We start from the raw sequence: 20883 nt of genomic DNA, 5'->3' as shown, positions 1-20883 counted from the left end.
CGGCTATTATTAATCATGAAAATAAATTTTTGTGCTGGACCAGCTGTTTTACCTACTTCTGTTATAAAAGAATTACAACAAATGTTAATCGATTATAAAAACACAGGAGTTTCTTTACTTTCAATCTCTCATAGAGATAAAGTATTTGATGAAGTACACGCTTCTATACAAACAAACTTAAGAAAACTTTTAAATATCCCTTCTGATTATTCTATTTTACTTATGCAAGGTGGAGCAACTGCTCAGTTTTCAGCTATTCCGATGAATTTAGCAGGTAAACATAATAGAGCTCTTTACCTTTGTACAGGGATCTGGTCTGAGAAAGCAGCTAAAGAAGCTGAAAAATTCATTAATGTAGAAACAACTACTCAAAACAATATATCACTTAAAGAACCTTGTGATTATATTTACTATACAGATAACGAAACTGTTGATGGCTATCAAGTTAAAGAACTTGCTAAATCTTGTGACACTCCTTTAGTTTGTGATGTTTCATCAAGTTTTTTATCAAAGCCTGTGAATATTTCCAACTATGGTTTGATTTATGCTGGCGCTCAAAAGAATGCTGGTATTCCAGGAGTTACAATTGTAATTGTTAAAGATTCACTTATTCAGAAGAAAAATAATATTCCTATAGTTTTTGATTATGATTTAACTAAAAAATCTGACTCTGTGTATAATACTCCTTCTGTTATATCTTGGGTAACTTTTGAACTTATATTAAATTATTTATTAGAGAAGTTTGATACTTTAGAGAAAGTGGCTGAATTCAATCAAGAAAAAGCTGATCTACTTTATAATGCTATCGATAACTCTAATATCTATGTAAATAATATAGATGAAAAATATCGTTCTAATATGAATGTAATATTTCAGCTAAAATCAGAAGAGCTAACTAAGAAATTTTTAAAAGAAGCAGATGAAAGAGGCTTCTATGGTTTAAAAGGTCATCGTAATGTTGGTGGTTGTAGAGCAAGTCTTTATAATGCCGTTTCACTAGCTGATGTACAAGCATTAGTAGCATTCATGAAGGAATTTGAAAATGCTCAACTCTAAAATAATAACTGTAGATGGCCCTAGTGGCGTTGGTAAAGGAACTTTATCTAAAAAATTAGCTAAACACTTTAATTACAAGCTACTTGATAGTGGTGCTATATATAGAATAGCGGCTTTACACTGCTACAATGCTGGAGCAAATTTAGATAGCGAAACAGATGTATGCAATAAGCTAGACTCTTTAGACATTTCATTTAAAGTAGAGGATGACTCTATAATAGTCCTTTTAAATGGTAAGGATGTAACTAAAGATATTCGTACTGAACAAACTGGGATGCTTGCTTCTAAAACATCTGCTTACCCAAAAGTTCGTCAAATGCTACATAATAAAATGTTATCTTTTGCTACTGAACAAGGTCTTGTAGCAGATGGAAGAGACATGGGTACTGTAGTTTTTCCAGAAGCTAAATATAAATTCTTCTTAGATGCTAGTTCAGAAGTAAGAGCTCAAAGAAGATATGATGAGCTAACTACAAAAGGTGAAAAGCCTGATTTTGATAAAATAAAAAAAGATATTGAGCAAAGAGACTATCAAGATAGAAATAGAAAAGTTGCTCCTTTAAAACCAGCTGATGATGCTATTTTAGTTGATACTAGTAACTTATCTATAGGTGAAGTTTTTCAACAAGTTCTAAATAGTATTAACAGTCTTTAATTTCTCCACACCAGCAACATAAAATATCACAACCATCTGGACCTGATATTACTGAATGTTTTGAATTTGCTGGATTAATAAAGAAATCTCCAGAAGTATATTCTCCTCTCTCATCAGACATAGATCCCTTTATAACATAAATCCACTCGACATCTGGATGCATATGTTGAGCTAGCTTAAAACTAGGTTCTAATCTAATAAAATCTATTTGAAAGTTTCTCTGATCATCTCTTGCTAAAAGCTTCTTTGAAACACCAGTTTTAAAAATTTCCAATTCAATATTCTTTATATTTGTTTTCATTATTCTTTTATTAATTAAGCAATTAATTTATTTTACTTTATCATACACCCAAATAGCTTTATAATTACACGACTAAGAAAGAAATTTCTATCTAAAATGTCTAAAGACAACTCATTAAATAAAAAACTAAATAAAATTATTACTGAAACAAATGGGCTTTCAGTGTTTAACACTCTAGAACTACTCTGTTATGAAGACTTAGATAATCAAGAGTCTATATGTATTAAGGATTTTATTAAGAAATTAAAGCTTTTTAATAATGATGAATTAGAAATAGAAGAGTTATTACAACACCCTGTTGGTATAGCATTTTATGACTTCTTTAAAAGTTTTCCTCTTAAATATAATGAAGAGCACATACATTTGACAGGCTCATTATCTGCTGAATTTATTTACCCTAGGCTGAAAAAGTTACTAGAAGGAAAAAGTAGAGATGTTTATAGTCAAAAAATTAAAAATATCTATGGAGAAAATGCTTTACCCATAAACTCTGTAAAAGATGTTGAAAATCTAATTGTACTAAAAGATGGTGAAAAATTTTCAAAGTATCTAGATTTACTATATTTAGCGAAAATTATTCTCAATACTAAGCAAGATCATATCGATGCAGCCTACCATATGGCTAATGAACTTTATCATAAGTATAACGTTGGTAGTATTAGATTAAAATTTACTCTCTCTCGTTCTACAAGTGATGAAAAAGAAAGTATTCTCAATGAAGATTTAGCAACAGAAGAAGATGTTGTTTTAGGACTTTATGAAGGATTTGAAAATTTCAGAAAAGAACATCCTGATTTTAGTTATGTACTTTCACCATCTTTTAGAAAAGAAGCGAATTTCTTTGATAACATTAAATTCAAAACAAAAAAAGAAAGTTTTGAATATCAAGTAAATTACCTAATTGAAATATTAGAAAAATATCCTTTTCTACAAAATGTCATGAAAGATATTGATACTGTTGGTGATGAAAAAAATATCTATAAAAAAGCTCATTTTGAAACACTTAAACAAGGCGTTAGAAAGCTACAGTATTATGGTTTTAAGATCCGTTCTCACCATGGTGAAACATTTCATACTCTAAAAAAAGGGGTACAAGCAGTAGATAATGCCCTAAATATATGGAATATAGATACTCTAGAGCATGGTCTATCAATTGGTATAAATCCAAATTATTACTTTCAAAGATTACTGCAAAAAGTATTAAAGCTTAATCAATCATCTCAACCACTAGGTCCAAAATCTATGGAGTTTAGAGAGATAGAAGAAATACCATGGAATGAAAATAACTCAACTATTAGAGATAAAATAATAAGTGGAATAAAGCTAAACGAAGAAGAGATTCTAGAATTTACAAAAATAAAATTCCATACATCTATAGAGATAGAAAGATATCAACATGATGTTCTAAATAGAATAATAAGCAAAAATATAGGTGTAGTGGGACTTCCATCATCAAACCTAAAGCTAACAACTGCAATTCCAGACTATAAAGACCACCCTTTTAGTTGGTGGGAAAAGAAAGGGATAAAGCTGGGTATTGGTACTGATAATTATATAACTCTAAATACTAACTATATTAGAGAAATGCTTATTATCCTATTCTCTGATGCTTATAGTTTAAAAATAACAAAATTACTTATGGTTGCATGTAAAGAAAATAGAAGAGCATATATTAGTAATCTATTATGGAAGATGAATAAAAGATAATTAGAAAATTAAGCTAAATCGCTTAAAGCTTTTTCAACTCTGACTTTATAATCTCTATCAGCTTTATTGAATTGCTCTAACATTAATTCCTGGACCTCTGCTGTAGCATGAATTAAACCTTCAGCAATATTATTAGCTAACTGATTTTTTTGAGACTCATCTATCAATCTATAAAGATCTCCTACTTGAGAATAGTTATCTTCATCTTGAGCATCATAGTAATCAATATCCCCTAATATTTCTAAAGGAGGTTCTTTATACTCTGGTATCTCAACAGGACTATCAGAATGAGCATTAGGATAGAAATTAGGGATTTCATTCTGTGAAACATTAAGAGCTGTTCCTGCCATTGCTCCATCACGCTGATAATTATGCATTGGGCATTTTGAAGCATTCACAGGTAAATGACTAGCATTCACTCCTACTCTATATCTATGAGCATCCTGATAAGCTAAAAGTCTTGCTTGTAACATTTTATCAGGTGATATACCAACACCTGGAACTAAATTATTTGGTGCAAAAGTAGCTTGTTCTACTTCAGCAAAGTAATTATTAACATTACGATTTAGCTCTAAAACACCTATTTTCTGTAATGGGAAATCTTTATGTGACCAAACTTTTGTTAAATCAAAAGGATTAACATAATATTTTTTAGCATCTTCCTCTGTCATAACTTGTAGATTCACATCCCACTTAGGATAATTACCATCTTTAATCGCATCAAACAAATCTTTTTGTGCGCCAAAGCTTGGTTGTTTTGCTGCTTCCTCATTTGTGAAATTATCAATTCCTTGCTGAGTTTTAAAGTGCCATTTCACCCAAAAACGATTACCTTCAGAATCATACAAACTAAGAGTATGTGAACTAAACATATGCATATGTCTATAACTTCTTGGAATACCGCGATCTGACATCAAAATAGTCATTTGATGTAAAGATTGAGGATTCTTTGACCAAAACTCATACATTGCAGCTGGATCTGGCAAGTTAGTTTGAGGATTCTTTTTCTGAGAGTGAATAAAATCAGGAAACTTACTAGGATCTCTTAAGAAGAATATAGGAGTATTATTACCTACCAAATCAAAATTACCTTGTTTAGTATAAAACTTAATAGCTGTACCACGAGGATCTCTAGCATAATCACTAGAATCTTGACCACCACCTACAGTAGAAAAGCGTACAAAAACTTCTGTTTGCTTCCCTTCACCTATTAAAAAATCAGCTATAGTCAAATCTGACAAATCCCTTTCTAGAGTAAAAGTACCATATGAGCCAGTTCCTCTAGCATGAACAACCCGCTCAGGGATTCTCTCACGATTAAAGTGTGCTAACTTTTCAAATAATCTGAAGTTATCAAATGTAAGTGAACCATGCTTACCTGCACTAATACTAGTATTATCATCAGGTATAGGAGCACCATTTGCAGTAGTTAATATCTTTCCCATATATTCCTCTTTATTAATTAGTATCCAACCTTTAGAACACTTCCATTAGCTACACCAGCAACAGATTTTAAATAGGCATTAGCTACTGTTTCTGCCTCTACTGGTTCATAGCCAACAAAGAAAGGACCATAAGATTCTAAGGCTTCTTTAACAACAGTTGGGCTAACAACATTTATACGAAAGTTTTTATACTCTAAACTAGCTGCTTTGACAAATGCTTCAATTGCTCCATTCACAGTAGCTGCTACTGTCCCTAAAGCAATTGGTTCAACATTTAAAATTCCAGTAGTTAATGTAAATGACCCACCATCTTTAATGTAGTTTGCTCCAATTTGAACTAAATTAATCTGACCAAGTAGTTTATTTCTAAAGCTAAAATTCCAATCTTCTTGTGAAAGATCAACAACAGGCTTGAAAGCAACTTTACCAGTAGTTGATACTAAAGCATCAAATTGACCAATCTTTTCAAAGAATTTTTTTATAGAATCTACATCTTCAATATCAATAACATGAGAATTATTGCCACCGCTATATGTGGCTGGTATTACTTCATAACCAGCATCAATAAATTTTTTATATGTAGCAGAGCCAATAACGCCACTTGCGCCAATAAGAACTATTTTCTTAGACATTTTTGACTCCTTAGAATTCTTATTTAGCTTCTAAATATTTTAGAATGTTTTCTGGTGAGCTTTCTCCATATGGATCATCATTAGCATTATCTCTTTTACCTGGCTCAACAAAGAACTTCTCAATCTGACCATTATTAACGATCATTGCATATCTCCAAGATCTTTTACCAAAGCCAATGTTACTTTTATCTACCAACATTCCTAAAGCATCTGTAAACTCACCATTACCATCTGGAATTGGTTTAATGTTTTTTATCTTTTGATGCTCAATCCACTTGTTCATAACAAATGTATCATTTACAGATAAAACATAGATTTCTTCAATTCCAAGCTCTTTGAAACGTGCGGCATTATTTTCAAAACCTGGTAACTGATAAGTTGAGCAAGTTGGAGTAAATGCTCCAGGCAATGAAAAAACAATTACTTTCTTGTTATCAAAAATTTCTTTTGTTGTAAGATCTTGCCATTTAAACGGGTTAGATCCACCAATACTTTCATCTCTTACTCTTGTTTTAAAAGTTACATTAGGTACTTTTTTATTTTCCATTTTATTTCTCCTTTTAGTTATATAACTACAATGGTTACATAAACCATTATATTCTTTATGTTCTTATTGTAAAATAGATTAAATTTATAAAGCCCATAAACTTAAATTATATGAATACTAGAACACTTGAATATATCTTAGCAGTATATGAAACTCAAAGCTTTATTACAGCATCAGAAAAATGCTTTGTCAGTCAACCTGCTCTTAGTATGCAGATAAAAAAGTTTGAGGATTCTTTAGATATACAAATATTTGAAAGAAATAGCAAAAATATAATAGCTACAAAAATTGGTGAAGAAGTTATCAAACAAGCTTATAAAATTCTAGAGGACGTAAAAAATTTAAAAGATTTAGTAAGTTTACACTTAGATAATGGTAGGATAAATGTTTCCATAGGAGTAATCCCAACTTTAGGTCCTTATCTTATGCCTAATATACTTCCACCTATAAAAGCTAAAATACCAAATATTAGTATATCTATAGTTGAGGAAAAAACCGATACTTTAATAGATATGCTAGAGCATGGAAAGCTAGATTTTGCAATATTAGCAGACAATATAGAAAATAGAAATTTTGTTACCAATAAGCTTTTTAGAGATAACTTCTGTTTAGCTATTTCTACAGAAAATCAATTATCAAAAGGTAAAGATCTATCTGTAAAAGATATTCAAGAACAAAATTTGATGCTTCTTGATGAAGGTCACTGTATGGGAGATCAAGCTTTAGAATTTTGTTCAACAAATAAACTATCTTATAACAATAACTTCCGAGCAAGTAGTTTAGAAACACTAAGACAAATGGTTTCTGTTGATGAAGGCATAACATTTATACCTAAAATAGCTCAAACAAAAACCTCTAAAGTGAAATATATAAAGATCAAAAACTCTGATTTTCATAGAAACATTTATTTAGTCATGAGAAAAAGCTCTACTTATAGCACTCTATTTAAAGAGTTATCTAAAATTATTTCTGATAATTATAAATAAAAGAATTATCTATTTTTAACGTCTGTACTCTCAAAAATTTTATCTGCTGATTTGGCTACAAAACCTTGATATAGCTTACCGCTTTCATCAGGATAGCGTTTAGCAAACTCATAATAACAACAAGGAATAGTTTTCTTTCCTTCTATAAATTTAACTTCTGCCTCACCTGAAATAGTGCTTGATTGCTCTAGATAGTCTGCAGGAGTTCCTTTTATTTCTCCACCTGAAGAATTTAATACAAATCCATTAGATTTTAAGAAATCATTAACCTCAGAAACTTCATTAAAATGTTTAAGGTCATTTATGAAAACAGTAAAGTGATTAGCTCTAAATCCAAACACATAAAACCAAGCAGCATATTCAGACTCTTCTAAAAGCTTCTGATAAGTTTTATAACTTATATAACTCCAACTAGCGCCAGATGTTAGCAATGCTTCAGGATCTTTTATTAAACTGCTAGGTATTGCCTCAACACAAGCTTTCATAGTCTTTTGTAAAAATGGACTAAATTCACTAACTAATAGCTGACTTATAAATACTTTAGGCTGAGTATGATCTTCGTGTTCTAAATGTATTGCTTTTAATTTTTTAACCTCAAAATCATAATGGCCACAAATTTTATAACCTTTGTCTATAAATGGCTTTGCTAAAACATTTATATCTATCTTAGGATCATCTAGAGTTCTTAATGCGATATGATCATTAATTGGTTTTTCACCTTCTTCTACAAATAAATCATAGATCTGTTGAACATGTGGATTCACTTTAACATACTGTTCCCAAAGCTTATCTAAAACTTTAATACTCATAATTAATCCTCCAGATTAAATTTAATTCCTTGAGCTAATGGTAAGTTTTTACCATAGTTAATAGTATTAGTTTGCCTTCTCATATATGCCTTCCAAGCATCTGATCCAGCCTCTCTACCACCACCGGTATCTTTCTCACCACCAAAGGCGCCTCCTATTTCAGCTCCAGAAGTTCCTATATTGACATTAGCAATACCACAATCACTACCTGATGCTGAAAGAAATAATTCTGCATTTTGTAAATTATCAGTAAATATAGAGCTAGAAAGTCCATAATCAACAGAGTTATTAATCTTAATTGCTTCCTCTATAGTTTCAAAAGACATAATATAAAGAATTGGACAGAAATTCTCTTCTTTAACAATATTCATATTATTATTTGCTTCAATAATTGTTGGCTCGACAAAGAAGCCTTCTTTATCTAATACTTTTCCACCAGCTAGAAGTTTGCCACCCTGTTTTTGTGCTTCATTAACTGTACGAGCAAAGTTTTTAACGGAATCTTGATCGATTAATGGTCCCATTAGATTTTTTTGATCAAGAGGATCTCCTACTTTGACTTGCTTATATGCATTTATCATTTTTTCTTTTACTGTCTCATAAATCGATTTATGAACTAATAATCTACGAAGTGTAGTACAACGTTGCCCAGCTGTTCCAACTGCTCCAAAAACTGCTCCTGGTATAGCTATTTTTAGATTTGCACTTTCATCTAGGATAGCTGCATTATTACCACCAAGTTCTAATATACATTTACCCAAACGACTAGCTACCTGCTCTGCTATTTGTTTTCCAACTTTAGTAGAACCTGTAAATGACACAAGATTTACTCTTTTATCATTTACCATAGCTTTAGATACTTCTATCTCTTTAGAAATCACAGTATGAAATATATCAGGATAACCATGTTCTTTAATAACCTTTTTACAAATATTTTGAACTGCAATAGCACATAAAGGCGTCTTCTCAGAAGGCTTCCAAATAACTGTATTACCACAAATTGCAGCAACAAAAGCATTCCATGACCAAACAGCTACAGGAAAGTTAAAAGCAGAAATAACTCCAACAATCCCTAAAGGATGCCACTGATCATACATCCTATGCTCAGGACGTTCCGAGTGCATAGTTGAGCCATATAACATACGAGATTGACCAACAGCAAAATCTGCCATATCAATCATTTCCTGTACTTCACCATCACCCTCTTGTTTAGATTTCCCCATTTCTAGAGAAACTAAAGTGCCTAATGAGTCTTTATTTTTACGTAGCTCTTCACCAATCAAGCGAACTAGCTCACCACGTTTTGGAGCTGGATATTTACGCCATTCTAGAAAAGCTTTTTCAGCTTTATTAATAGCAGTTTCCATATCAGTTAAGTTTTCGTTCTTAACTTTAGCTAATAATTTTCCATTTGCTGGATTAAAAGTTTCTATAGAATCAGAAAATTGGTTTTTAAGTTTTTCCAGACCCATTCCTAATTTAGCTATTTCATACATAATAGATCACCTTAGTTATTTTTTAATAGATTAAACTGCTTGAACAAGTAAGCCTTCATTCTCGTAATATTTACCAAAACGATTATTATAGAAATCTTTCAAAGTAATAGATTCTTGATTTACAAAACCTTTTGGAAAGTAGTTGTTCAATACTAGATCAATTGTTACACATAAGCTTGTTGCTGTTGTCATCTGTAAAGCAGAGAAATGTTTTTCATACATTTTTCTTGATGGAAATTTTTGAGCGTAGTGCCTTTCAGCCCTTACTCCCTTACGAATACCATCTACTGAAACATATATAAGTACTATATCTTGGTTTATTCTTGGAATCGCGTTTTCCATTATTTTCACCATTAGATTTAGATCACTTCCTAACTTCATATCTTCCATTAAGAATTTCATCTTCTCACAATGTCCAGGATGCCTAATACTTTTATAATTTATATTTTTTACTTTACCTTTATATGTTTCTATCATGGAGCCAATACCACCAGAAGTGTTAAAAGCCTCATAAGTTAGACCATCAATCTTTATTTCTTCTACATCAGCTAATGGTGCTAGAATTCTCTCTTGCCCATCAACAACACCATTACATGGTTTTGCATATTCATTAACTAAGCCTTCAGTTGACCAAGTTAAACCATACTGCAAAGTATTTGATACGTTTAAAGGTAAAGCCCCTACTCTCATTCGAACAGTGTCCACAGATTCAAACTCTTGCATAAGATGATTTGTAACTATACTTATAAAACCTGGAGCTAATCCACATTGTGGAGCGAAGATTGCATTAGATTTTTGTGATAACTCTCTAATTATATTAGTGGTTTCAACATCCTCTGTTAAATCAAAATAATTTACTTCGATTTCTTTAGCTAATTTTGCTATTTCCGTATTACAAAAAAATGGAAGACAAGAGACAATCGAGCCTATCTGATTATTTTTTATATATTTAGTTATTTCTTGTTTGTTATTAGCATCTAATTCTATATATATTAGATTATCTTTATGTTTATCTAATTTAGGCTTACTATGGGGAATAACCCTATCTGCTAAATGAATGATATAACTGCCTGACTCAACTAGTAGACAACTTGCTAAAGTCCCAACTCTACCAGCACCTAACACTAATAATTTTTGCATAGAGAATCCCTATATCAGTAAAGGTATATAATCCATTCTATAGTGGAAAGCTCTGTTATAAAAGAATTATGCGCTCTATATAGGAATAAATAAGAAAAATTTAAAAGGTTACTATAGTTCTGATATTGTTATGCATTTCTTCAAAACCTTTATTAATATCATCTATTTTAATATTTGAAGTAATTAGCTTATCTATATTAATTCTGCCATCCATATACCAATCAACTATCTCTGGTACATCAGTACGACCTCTCATCCCACCGAATGCTGAGCCTTTCCAAGTTCTACCTGTAACTAGCTGAAATGGTCTCGTGCTTATCTCCTCACCTGCTCCAGCTACTCCGATTATGACACTTTCACCCCAACCTTTATGAACACACTCAAGGGCTTGTCTCATTACTTTTACATTTCCTATACACTCAAAACTATAGTCAGCTCCACCGCCCGTTAGCCTTACAAGATGACTAACTAGATCTTCATCGATCTCATTAGGGTTTACAAAGTCTGTCATACCAAACTTGGCTGCTAAATCTTTCTTAGCATTATTTGTATCAACTCCGATTATTTGCCCAGCTCCAACTAGCTTTGCTCCTTGAATCACATTAAGACCAATACCTCCTAGACCAAATACTACCACGCTAGAACCTGCTTCAACATTTGCAGTTTTTACTACAGCACCGACACCTGTAGTAACTCCACAGCCTATATAGCAAACTTTATCTAATGGAGCATCTTTTCTTATCTTAGCTACAGCTATCTCTGGTAATACTGTATAGTTTGAAAAAGTTGAGCAACCCATATAATGAAAAATTTCTCGTCCATCAAAGCTTGTAAATCTACTTGTTCCATCTGGCATTAAACCTTTACCTTGAGTTTCTCTTATAGCTTGGCATAAGTTAGTTTTAGGATTTAAGCAATATTCACAATTTCTACACTCTGGAGTATATAAAGCTATCACATGATCACCAGGTTTGACACTAGTAACATTCTTGCCAACCTCAACAACTACTCCTGCTCCCTCATGACCTAATATAGAAGGAAAGAGCCCTTCAGGGTCTCTTCCAGAAAGAGTGTAAGCATCTGTATGACAAATACCTGTTGCTTTGATCTCAATAAGAACTTCATTATCTTTTGGTAATGAAACATTAACTATTTCTATCGATAATGGTGCTTTCGCTTCCCATGCTACTGCTGCTTTTGACTTGATCATAATGAAAAAAAATAACTTTAAAATATTATCAAATATTAACAAAGTTATTTTTATTTAATAGTAATTTCTAGTAGAAAAGATAGATAGTATTAATTTTATTTAAATAATTTATTTTTTTAATTTTCCAAGGAAAGAGAAAATCAAAGATCCTACAAATAATACTAAGAAAACTACGAATACAATTTTTGCAAGAGTTGCAGCAAGCCCCGCTATTCCACCAAAACCAAAAAGAGCTGCGACGATCGCTACGACTAAAAATACAAGTGTCCAATATAACATAATTAATTCTCCTGTTTTTAACTTTAAAGATTTTTATTAGTATTAATTAATTTAACACTAAATCAATTGTATCAAGTAAAAATTATTTGTCAACATTTGTCAATATTTTATGACGCGTCATGACAAAAAAATATGATCATGGAAGCTTGACTTATTAATTTATATTACCCAGCCAGTTACTTCATAGCCTTTTTTCTTTAAACAAATATCACCTATTCAGTTTTTTGAAATTGCTCGAGTTCTTCTAAAGCAGCAAACCATTCAACTTCAACTTCTTCTATTTTTGCTTTTAGATCTGAGTGTTCTAATAAAGTTTTTTGAAGTTTTTCTTTATCATTATACAACTCTTCATCTTGCAGCAAAATTTCCATTTCTGAATTTTTCTTTTGTAGATTAGCTAAATTCTTTTCTAGTTTTTTAACTTTATCCTGAATTGGTTTTAGTTGCCTTCTCTCATTCGCTGAGAGTTTACGACTTTCTTTTTTCTCGACATTATTCTTATTTTGTTGAGGTGCATTTTCAGACTTCTTAACTTCTAATATATATTTATAATAATCCTTCATATCGCCATCAAATGGTCTAACTTTACCTTCACCAACGAGCATATACTCATCAACTGTAGACTCTAGTAAGAATCTATCATGCGATACAAGTATTATTGCTCCTTGGAAGCTCTGTAAAGCAACTGTCAAAGCCTCTCTAACTCCAATATCCAAATGGTTTGTTGGTTCATCTAATAATAAGAAGTTAGGCTCTTGATAAACTATCATTGCCAAAGCTAACCTTGCTTTTTCACCACCTGAAAAAGTTCCTACTTTGGCTAATGCTTTATCGCCAGTAAAATTAAAACTGCCTAAAAATGTTCTTAGCTTTTCTTGAGTAGCTTTAGTATCTAACCTTTGCATATGTAATAATGGACTAGCTTGCATATCTAACATATCTAATGAGTGCTGTGAGAAATATCCAATCCTAAGGTTAGGATGTTTTTCTATTTTGCCTGAAAGAATAGATATCTCACCAATTAACGATTTAATCAATGTCGACTTACCAGCACCATTTAGCCCCAAAAGCCCTATTCGCATATCATTATAGATATTTAAACCAACATTATTTAGTATAACTTTACTGCCATAACCTAGGTCTGTATTCTGTAAACTAACTAATGTCCCACCCAGATGTTCTTTTGTTTGCTTAAACTCAAAACTAAATTCTGAATCAGTTTTCACAGCCTCTATACGCTGAATCCTATCAAGCATTTTAATACGACTTTGGGCCTGCTTTGCTTTAGTTGCTTTTGCCTTAAAACGATTAATAAAACTCTCTAAATGCTCTATGTGTTTTTGCTGTTTCTCAAAATGCTTTTGTTGAAGAATCTTTTGCTCATAAGATTGTTTCTCATAAGATGAGTAATTTCCTGTATATGTGACTACCTTTTTCTCATCTATATGGAAAATTTGCTTAACGACATTATCAAGAAAAATCCTATCATGTGAAATAAGTAATAAAGATCCTTTATACTCTTGTAGATATTGCTCTAACCATAATACTGCATCTAAATCTAAGTGGTTTGTAGGTTCATCTAGTAATAGGATATCTGACTCTTGTAAAAGTGCTTGAGCAAGGTTTAATCTTATCTGCCAACCACCAGAAAGCTCCTTTACTGCTTGATCCTGCTGAGCAGTTGTGAAGCCTAACCCAGATAAAAGCTTACCAGCCTGAGATTCTATAGAATACCCACCTAATGACTCATACTCCTCATGATATCTAGAGTATTCAACAAAATCCTCATTTGCTAAAGCCTCTACCATGTTGTACTTCAAAGTCTTTAAAGACTCTATCCCATTCACAACATAGTCAATCACCTTAGCATCAAAATCATCAACCTCTTGCTTGACTGTAACTATACGAGTATTTCTAGCAATCTCAATATCACCTTTATCAGCTGAGATATTGTGTTGTATTAAGTTAAATAAAGTAGTTTTGCCAGTACCATTTTTACCAACCAGACCTATCTTCTGATTTGGAAATATAGAGAAGCTTACATCATCAAAAAGCTCTTTTACCTCTACTTGGTAAGATACATTTTTAAAGAAAATCATTAGTTTTAATATAAATATTTAGTTATGTAAATTATATACGTTAAGTGTTTATATAAAAGAGGTTTAGAAAATATAGCTTACTGATTTAACTTATTTAGTAATGCTAGATAGAAAAAACAGATAATATAAGCGATAACCGTTCCAAAATTAATACCTAGAATTGGATATAGCCAATAGATTAATAAATCATATATTATTAAAATCGATACACCATATGAAAAATGCTTAAGTACGCCTGGGTAAAGCTGGTCTTTGTAACTGAATATTAAAACTGTAGTTACAGATGTAAGCATAACTGGGAAGGATGAAAATACTCCAGCCCACTCATGACCAACAGAACGAGATATTCCCGTTATCAATAGAACCAATGAAGAAACTAAAGTAACTCTAAATGAGATAATCATAATCTTATTAGTTGGTTTTATCTTAGCTTTCTCACCAAGACGTTTGTTATCTGGTACATGCTTAAAGAAAAGAATACTCACTATCATTGAGAATAGGAAAATAATAAAGCCTGATAGTAAATTAAGGTGTAATGATGTAATCCCATAACCACTAATGAAGTAAACAACAAATCCAACTACGAGTGCGCTAATAGTATTTAGAAAACGTTGGTTAATAAATAACTTGCCGCCTAAATAAAATCCCATAGTAAATATCAGAGTACTAGTGAAACCCGCAAGTGCATAAGGCATAGAATCAATCAAAAACTGCAGGCCATTTTCTCTAGCATAGAAATATGTAAAAACACCAACACTCAATGGCAAACCCGAGCATAAACCGCCCAGCCTAGGACTCTTTTCAGAAATATAGATAAGCCCCAATACCATTAGCACTGACAGTATTATCTTGATAGCTATTAACATCATATATAGAGTCTCCTCATATAAACTCTAATCTCCCCACGAAATATACTCTGTGAGTTTACACTATTTAGTATTTTTATAAATGATATTCGTTTAGCCTGTCATGTTATAATTATAAAAGTTTATATTTGCAGCAATTAAATAAATGAAAGATGTAATAATTGTCCTATTTAATGACTTTGAAACTCTAGATGTATTTGGACCAGTTGAGATACTAGGAAGCTTCAAAGAACACTTTAAACTTGAGTACTACTCGCTTGAAGGTGGAAATATCCTTAGTAGTCAAAACGTCTCAATAGCTACTAAGAAACTCTCTGAAATTAACTCAAAGGATTATATATTATTTGTACCGGGTGGTATGGGTACTCGTGAGCTGGTTAATGATGTTAAGCTAATAAATAAACTTACAGAATTAGCAAAAAATGCTAAATATATAATAACTGTGTGTACTGGCTCTAGCCTCTTCTGCAAAACTGGTTTACTAGATGGTAAAAGAGCGACTTCAAATAAAAAAGCTTTTGCTTGGACAAAATCTCTAGCACCTAATGTCTCTTGGGTGCAAAAAGCTAGATGGGTAAAAGATGGTAATATCTATACAAGCTCTGGAGTAAGTGCTGGTATAGATATGACTTTAGGATTTATATCAGATCTATTAGGTTATGAAATAGCTAAACAAAAAAGCATCGATATCGAGTATGAGTGGAAAGAGGATTCTAGTTATGATCCTTTTTCGGAGGTTTATAAAGCATAGAATCAGGAGACTATAAATATTACACTAAGATTATTTCTTTTTTATAATTCATAAATATTAAAATATATATTTATAAAATAGCTGAAATTATTGTTTGATGAATTGTATTCCTAGCTTTTATAAGGTTTTCTAATAAGCTTAGCAATATAACTATTGTTAATGACATATTTAGTAATAAATATATACTATCTTGCTTTAAATTTAAGCTTGAGTTTAACAGCATATTGAGTAATAAAATGGATAAGATAGTAGATAAAATATTTTTTACTTTTGAGGATAATCTGTCAAAATTACTTTTGCCTATATCCAAATGCTTTTCAAGCATTAAATATGCAACTTGCTTTCTATTTATAAATTTTTTCATAGTAAGTATATCTATCTCATTTAAATCCTCTAAAAAAGAATTCCGAAAAAAAGCTACTACAAAAGACAATATGAAGATCAAATATAAAATTAGCTCCCCATAATCTGGAAGCATTTTAGAATAATTAAATCCACATATTAAGAATAGATAGACGAAAAAAACATACACAATAAAAAAACCTTGCCAAAAGTTTAATGTAAAACACATTAGTATAGTTCTTTTTATTTCTATAAATCTATTTTTAGAAAAAACTTTATTTAAAAGCTCATTACTAAAAGAAAAATTATTTATAAAAAATCTTTTAAATTTTTTATTATATTTTCTCTTAATATAAAGTTGATATGATTTTTGTTGAATCTCTTCTATTTTTTGCAAGTCACCTTTTTTCATATAGCTTCCTTATGCTATTTAAAATTCTAAAAAATTTTACTTTATCTGACTAATCACCTCATTCTAAACTCTTTTGAATCTAGCATCTTATAGATAAAAATTATTATGCAAATTATTTTTTCATTTCTATATAACAGTATCTCTATAACTATCTAATAACTCAAAAATCTCTCCCTCATTCTCTAACTGATTCAACTTCATACGAAATTCTTTTGAATTTGGAATATCTTGTAGATAGAAACTAGCATGAGTACGAATTTCTTTTACAGCCACTTTAGCAGTTTTTAGTTTTATAAGTCTTCTTAGATGCTCTGCTAAAACCTCAACTCTTTCTGCTGGAGTTGGTGGATGTATTATCTCACCAGTATTCAGATACTCTGCAATCTGCCTAAATATCCAAGGATTACCACGAGAAGCACGCCCAACCATCACAGCATCACATCCTGTATGCTCCATCATCGCCTTAGCACTTTGTGGACTATCTACATCACCATTACCAATTAATACAGTATTTACAGCTTTTCTAACATCTCGGATCACATCCCAATTTGCCTGACCCGTATACATCTGCTCCCTAGTCCTAGCATGTAGAGCTATCGCACTTACTCCCGCAGCTTCACAAGCTTTAGCAACTTCAATAGCATTTATATTTTCAGTATCCCAGCCCATACGCATTTTCACCGTTACTGGTTTATGTACTGCTTTTACAACTGCTGTGAGTATTTCATTAATCCTATCAACATCTTTTAGAAGCGCTGCCCCAGCCTGTAGCTTCTTAGCAATCTTTGGCATTGGGCAACCCATATTTATATCTAAAAAATCACACTCTGTATTTTCAGCAATATATTTTGTCGCACCTACAAAGCTCTCTAAATCTGTACCAAATATCTGTATTCCAAGTGGTTTTTCGCTGTTCTCCATATAGAGCATTTCCATAGTTTCCCAGTTACGATCTACTACAGCTTTGTTACTTACCATCTCAGTATAGATCAGCCCCGCCCCATGCTCCTTGCAAATAGTACGAAATGCACTATCACAAAAACCAGCCATTGGTGCAAGCACTACATTATTTTCTATTTCAATATCTGCTATTTTAAAACCCATCTTTCTTATTCACTCTTATCTTTATAACTATGTATATATTCAGATATAGACAAACGCTCTTTTTCTAATTTACCTATAGAAGATTCACATATTACTACAGAATCTTTAAAAATATCTACCATATCACTAATCTTGGATAATTTTAGTAGAAAGTCATATAAACTCTCGCTATTTTTTATCTTAGCTCCTTGAAACATATTTGAAGCTTTTCTAAGATTACAAATATTCCAATTACCGACGCCAATCACTTCTATACTTTCACTTGCGAACATAGAGCTCATATCTGTAATATTAGATACATCCCATAGTGAAATATCTATATTAATAGTTGTGTCAACCTCATAATATCTCGCATCTGGATACTTAAATTTCATACCACAGAATAACCCCGATAAATCTGTAATCCTAGATATATCTATATGATTCAAATCAAGAGAGCTGCCATATACTGTAAGATTATTTTCTCCTATCTGAATCTCTATTTCTTTCCTAACCAGTGAGTCTAAATGATTTCTATCTTTTGCAACTACTTTAGTATCTTCAATTACTTTTTTACCAACAATTCTATTTACAGCATAACGCGGTATTGATTTATTAAATTGCCATACTGATAGGTCTTGATTAAACTCTGACTTATATGATTCTTTTACTGTTTCCCAAATACCAAACATATCATGCATATTTAATACCTTTTCAACATTCCAATATGAAATATCTTGATTAAAAACACTTCCTTTAAACATCTTAGACATATTTTCAACATTTGATACATCCCAGTTTGAGATATCTTTATTAAACTGTCTATTTCCTGCAAACATACTTTGCATATCTTTAATATTAGAAACATTCCAATGTGAAATATCTTGATTAAATTGAGCATAAGCAAACATCTCTACCATGTTTATAAGACTAGAAATATTCCAATTTGATATATCATTACTAAATTTAGATCCACTAAAAATTGCATACATACTTTCAACTTTAGAAACATTCCAGCCTGAAATATCTTGATTAAACTCTGAATTTCTAAAAGTTTCTGATAAAGATTTAACATTCGACACATCCCATCTAGATATATCTCCATTAAATATAGTTCCACTAAATAATCGTGTCATATTAGTTACATTTGAAACATCCCAATGTGACAAGTTTTGACTAAAATACTCATTACCATAAAACATCTCGCTTATATTTCTTACATTGGAAACATTCCAATTTGATATATCACTATTAAAATTACTATATTTAAACATACTAGACATATCTGTAACATTTGAAACATCCCAATTAGAAATATCGATATCTGTAAAATATGATTTTTCAAACATACTTTGCATATTAGTTACATGGCTAACATTCCATGTAGATATATCTAAAGAGATAAAATTCTTAAAACTTGCTCCATACTTTTCTGGATTATATGTATAGATAACCAATCCATAAAAGACTCTTGATAAATCTCTAATCTCTGAAATATCTATATGCCTAAGGTCTAAATGAGTGTTTCTAGGAGGTTTTTTTAATCCCTCATCTCTATTATATCCTCCTAGATTTTTACCAATTTGTTTTTCAACTTCTATTTTAATAATTTCACAAAGATGACTATTACTTATTGGTTTTATTAACTTTGTTGTGTCTCTCTTATGTGGTTTATAATTTTCTGGAATATGTTGATTATCATCAAACATATAATCAATAGAACATCCATCATGAATATTCCAAGATGATATATCTTGATTAAATGATGATCTGTAAAACATATACAACATATTTCTAACATTTGAAACATCCCACTGTGAGATATCTCCCACAAAATTAGATCCTGAAAACATATGAGACATATCTTTAACTCTAGATACATTCCACTTTGAAATATCCAGTTGCCTCATTCCATAACCTGACCCTGGATAGTGACTTGAGAAAACATAAGACATATCCTCAATATCAGATACATCTATATGATTTAAGTTTACAATAGGTACTTCAAGATTAGCATTTAGAGCCTCTACTATTAACCAGTTTAAATGATTCTTATCTTTTGCTTTTATCATATTACACTGCTTTGAAAAGAGCTTTTTCATAACTCTAAATAATCTACTAGTTAGTATGCTCACTTTTCACACCACTTAATAAAAACCATTCACCCATATTTCTAGGCTTTGCAAATTTCACTCCCTTAGCCTCAAATGCCTTTTGCACATCATCTACTTGATTAGCTAATATCCCAGACAAAGCAAGCTCACCACCCTCTTTTAGCTTAGGAAGCATAGTATCAGCTAAAGCTATCAGCACATTTGAGAATATATTTGCGATTAATAAGTCAAAATTTTCATCTGTTGTCACATCACTAAAATGTGTTTTATCAGATACGTTATTCATCTCAGCATTTTTTATTGATGATTCTATAGATTTCGGATCTATATCAATGCCCTCTGCATATTTACCACCTAGCTTCACTCCAGCTATAGCTAATACCCCAGTACCACAACCATAGTCTAAAAGACGACTATCGGGATTAATATTTTCCTCTAGCCATTCTAAGCACATCTTCGTAGTTTCATGATTACCACAACCAAAAGCTACACTTGGGTCTACAGCTATATATGTTTTTGTAGAATCTTTTGGCAACTCTCTCCAGCTAGGATAGATCACAATATTTTTACCAATTTCTATCGGTTCATAATCATCTAACCAAACGGCTGTCCATTCCTGATCTTTTATAATCTTATATTCAACCTTCTGCTCTATTATTGGAAAAGTATTTTTTAGCTCTTCTAAAATATCCTCTAAATCAAAATCATCCTCATAAAGCACAGTCACAAAGCTTTTATCTTCTAGATCTTTCTTTGTAACAGAACAAGCTAGATTATCGAACAGAAAGCTTTCAACTTTATTATAGTCTTTAGGTGAGATATAAAACTCTATCTGTTGCCACTGCTGCATTTTGAAAAAACTTAAAATATTGTCTTTAAAATAATACTAGATATAGCAATTAACGGCCAGATTAAGTTAGTTATTATTTTTAAGTATAAGTCATCTAAAATAA

At 31.3% G+C, this 20883-nt stretch carries 20 protein-coding genes; 5 read left to right on the top strand and 15 right to left on the bottom strand.

Going from position 1 to position 20883, the window contains the following annotated elements; all coding sequences use genetic code 11:
- Positions 1–15 precede the first annotated feature (15 nt).
- Positions 16–1056, top strand: coding sequence for a 3-phosphoserine/phosphohydroxythreonine transaminase (gene serC / locus DNK87_RS00370; RefSeq protein WP_119330755.1), 1041 nt, complete (start codon positions 16–18; stop codon positions 1054–1056).
- On the top strand, positions 1043–1711 hold the full coding sequence (gene cmk / locus DNK87_RS00365) for a (d)CMP kinase (protein WP_119330756.1): 669 nt from the start codon (positions 1043–1045) through the stop codon (positions 1709–1711). The genes serC and cmk overlap by 14 nt, the downstream gene beginning before the upstream one ends.
- Here the strand turns inward: cmk and DNK87_RS00360 are convergent.
- Positions 1698–2012 (bottom strand): cupin domain-containing protein, encoded by a 315-nt coding sequence (locus DNK87_RS00360; protein ID WP_119330757.1) that lies wholly within the window; start codon positions 2010–2012, stop codon positions 1698–1700. The two genes, cmk and DNK87_RS00360, sit on opposite strands and share 14 nt — an antisense overlap.
- Before the next feature lie 96 nt (positions 2013–2108).
- Here DNK87_RS00360 and DNK87_RS00355 point away from each other — a divergent pair, with 96 nt between their 5' ends.
- Complete coding sequence (locus DNK87_RS00355; RefSeq protein WP_119330758.1) at positions 2109–3719, top strand: amidohydrolase family protein; 1611 nt, start codon at positions 2109–2111, stop codon at positions 3717–3719.
- Between the two features lie 8 nt (positions 3720–3727).
- Here the strand turns inward: DNK87_RS00355 and DNK87_RS00350 are convergent, their stop codons facing one another.
- Genes DNK87_RS00350 through DNK87_RS00340 form a run of 3 tightly spaced genes read right to left on the bottom strand, consistent with a single transcriptional unit; the run spans position 3728 to position 6343 of the window.
- Positions 3728–5164 carry a catalase gene (locus DNK87_RS00350; RefSeq protein ID WP_119330759.1) on the bottom strand — a complete coding sequence of 479 codons (1437 nt, stop codon included), beginning with the start codon at positions 5162–5164 and terminating at the stop codon, positions 3728–3730.
- Between the two features lie 17 nt (positions 5165–5181).
- On the bottom strand, positions 5182–5796 hold the full coding sequence (locus tag DNK87_RS00345) for a short chain dehydrogenase (protein WP_119330760.1): 615 nt from the start codon (positions 5794–5796) through the stop codon (positions 5182–5184).
- 19 nt (positions 5797–5815) lie between these two features.
- Positions 5816–6343: a peroxiredoxin gene (locus DNK87_RS00340; RefSeq protein WP_119330761.1), complete on the bottom strand. Its 528-nt coding sequence runs from the start codon at positions 6341–6343 to the stop codon at positions 5816–5818.
- A gap of 110 nt (positions 6344–6453) precedes the next feature.
- On the opposite strand from DNK87_RS00340, the gene oxyR reads away from it, so the two are divergent.
- Positions 6454–7329: an oxidative stress transcriptional regulator OxyR gene (oxyR, locus tag DNK87_RS00335; RefSeq protein WP_119330762.1), complete on the top strand. Its 876-nt coding sequence runs from the start codon at positions 6454–6456 to the stop codon at positions 7327–7329.
- A 5-nt stretch (positions 7330–7334) separates the two neighbouring features.
- Here oxyR and DNK87_RS00330 read toward each other — a convergent pair whose 3' ends face one another.
- From DNK87_RS00330 to DNK87_RS00300, 7 genes are all read right to left on the bottom strand, one after another.
- Positions 7335–8138 carry a DUF1338 domain-containing protein gene (locus tag DNK87_RS00330; protein ID WP_119330763.1) on the bottom strand — a complete coding sequence of 268 codons (804 nt, stop codon included), beginning with the start codon at positions 8136–8138 and terminating at the stop codon, positions 7335–7337.
- Positions 8139–8140: 2 nt separating this feature from the next.
- On the bottom strand, positions 8141–9634 hold the full coding sequence (amaB, locus tag DNK87_RS00325) for an L-piperidine-6-carboxylate dehydrogenase (protein WP_119330764.1): 1494 nt from the start codon (positions 9632–9634) through the stop codon (positions 8141–8143).
- 30 nt (positions 9635–9664) lie between these two features.
- Positions 9665–10774 (bottom strand): saccharopine dehydrogenase family protein, encoded by a 1110-nt coding sequence (locus DNK87_RS00320; protein WP_119330765.1) that lies wholly within the window; start codon positions 10772–10774, stop codon positions 9665–9667.
- A gap of 100 nt (positions 10775–10874) precedes the next feature.
- Positions 10875–11987: an S-(hydroxymethyl)glutathione dehydrogenase/class III alcohol dehydrogenase gene (locus DNK87_RS00315; protein WP_119330847.1), complete on the bottom strand. Its 1113-nt coding sequence runs from the start codon at positions 11985–11987 to the stop codon at positions 10875–10877.
- A gap of 105 nt (positions 11988–12092) precedes the next feature.
- Positions 12093–12263, bottom strand: a complete 171-nt coding sequence (locus DNK87_RS00310; protein ID WP_119330766.1) for a DUF1328 domain-containing protein — start codon at positions 12261–12263, stop codon at positions 12093–12095.
- Between the two features lie 212 nt (positions 12264–12475).
- Positions 12476–14362, bottom strand: a complete 1887-nt coding sequence (locus DNK87_RS00305; protein ID WP_119330767.1) for an ABC-F family ATP-binding cassette domain-containing protein — start codon at positions 14360–14362, stop codon at positions 12476–12478.
- Positions 14363–14439: 77 nt separating this feature from the next.
- Complete coding sequence (locus DNK87_RS00300) at positions 14440–15231, bottom strand: MFS transporter (RefSeq protein ID WP_119330768.1); 792 nt, start codon at positions 15229–15231, stop codon at positions 14440–14442.
- Between the two features lie 142 nt (positions 15232–15373).
- On the opposite strand from DNK87_RS00300, the gene DNK87_RS00295 reads away from it, so the two are divergent.
- Positions 15374–15979, top strand: coding sequence for a DJ-1/PfpI family protein (locus DNK87_RS00295; protein WP_119330769.1), 606 nt, complete (start codon positions 15374–15376; stop codon positions 15977–15979).
- 70 nt (positions 15980–16049) lie between these two features.
- Here DNK87_RS00295 and DNK87_RS00290 read toward each other — a convergent pair whose 3' ends face one another.
- From DNK87_RS00290 to prmA, 4 genes are all read right to left on the bottom strand, one after another.
- Positions 16050–16733, bottom strand: coding sequence for a hypothetical protein (locus DNK87_RS00290; protein WP_119330770.1), 684 nt, complete (start codon positions 16731–16733; stop codon positions 16050–16052).
- Positions 16734–16859: 126 nt separating this feature from the next.
- Complete coding sequence (dusB, locus tag DNK87_RS00285; RefSeq protein WP_119330771.1) at positions 16860–17837, bottom strand: tRNA dihydrouridine synthase DusB; 978 nt, start codon at positions 17835–17837, stop codon at positions 16860–16862.
- Positions 17838–17842: 5 nt separating this feature from the next.
- Positions 17843–19888 (bottom strand): BspA family leucine-rich repeat surface protein, encoded by a 2046-nt coding sequence (locus tag DNK87_RS00280; RefSeq protein WP_159240175.1) that lies wholly within the window; start codon positions 19886–19888, stop codon positions 17843–17845.
- A 46-nt stretch (positions 19889–19934) separates the two neighbouring features.
- On the bottom strand, positions 19935–20780 hold the full coding sequence (gene prmA / locus DNK87_RS00275) for a 50S ribosomal protein L11 methyltransferase (protein WP_119330773.1): 846 nt from the start codon (positions 20778–20780) through the stop codon (positions 19935–19937).
- Positions 20781–20883: the final 103 nt, after the last annotated feature.

Source organism: Pseudofrancisella aestuarii (genome assembly GCF_003574475.2).
Lineage (GTDB): Bacteria > Pseudomonadota > Gammaproteobacteria > Francisellales > Francisellaceae > Francisella > Francisella aestuarii.
This window is presented reverse-complemented; position numbering and strand designations above follow the sequence as displayed.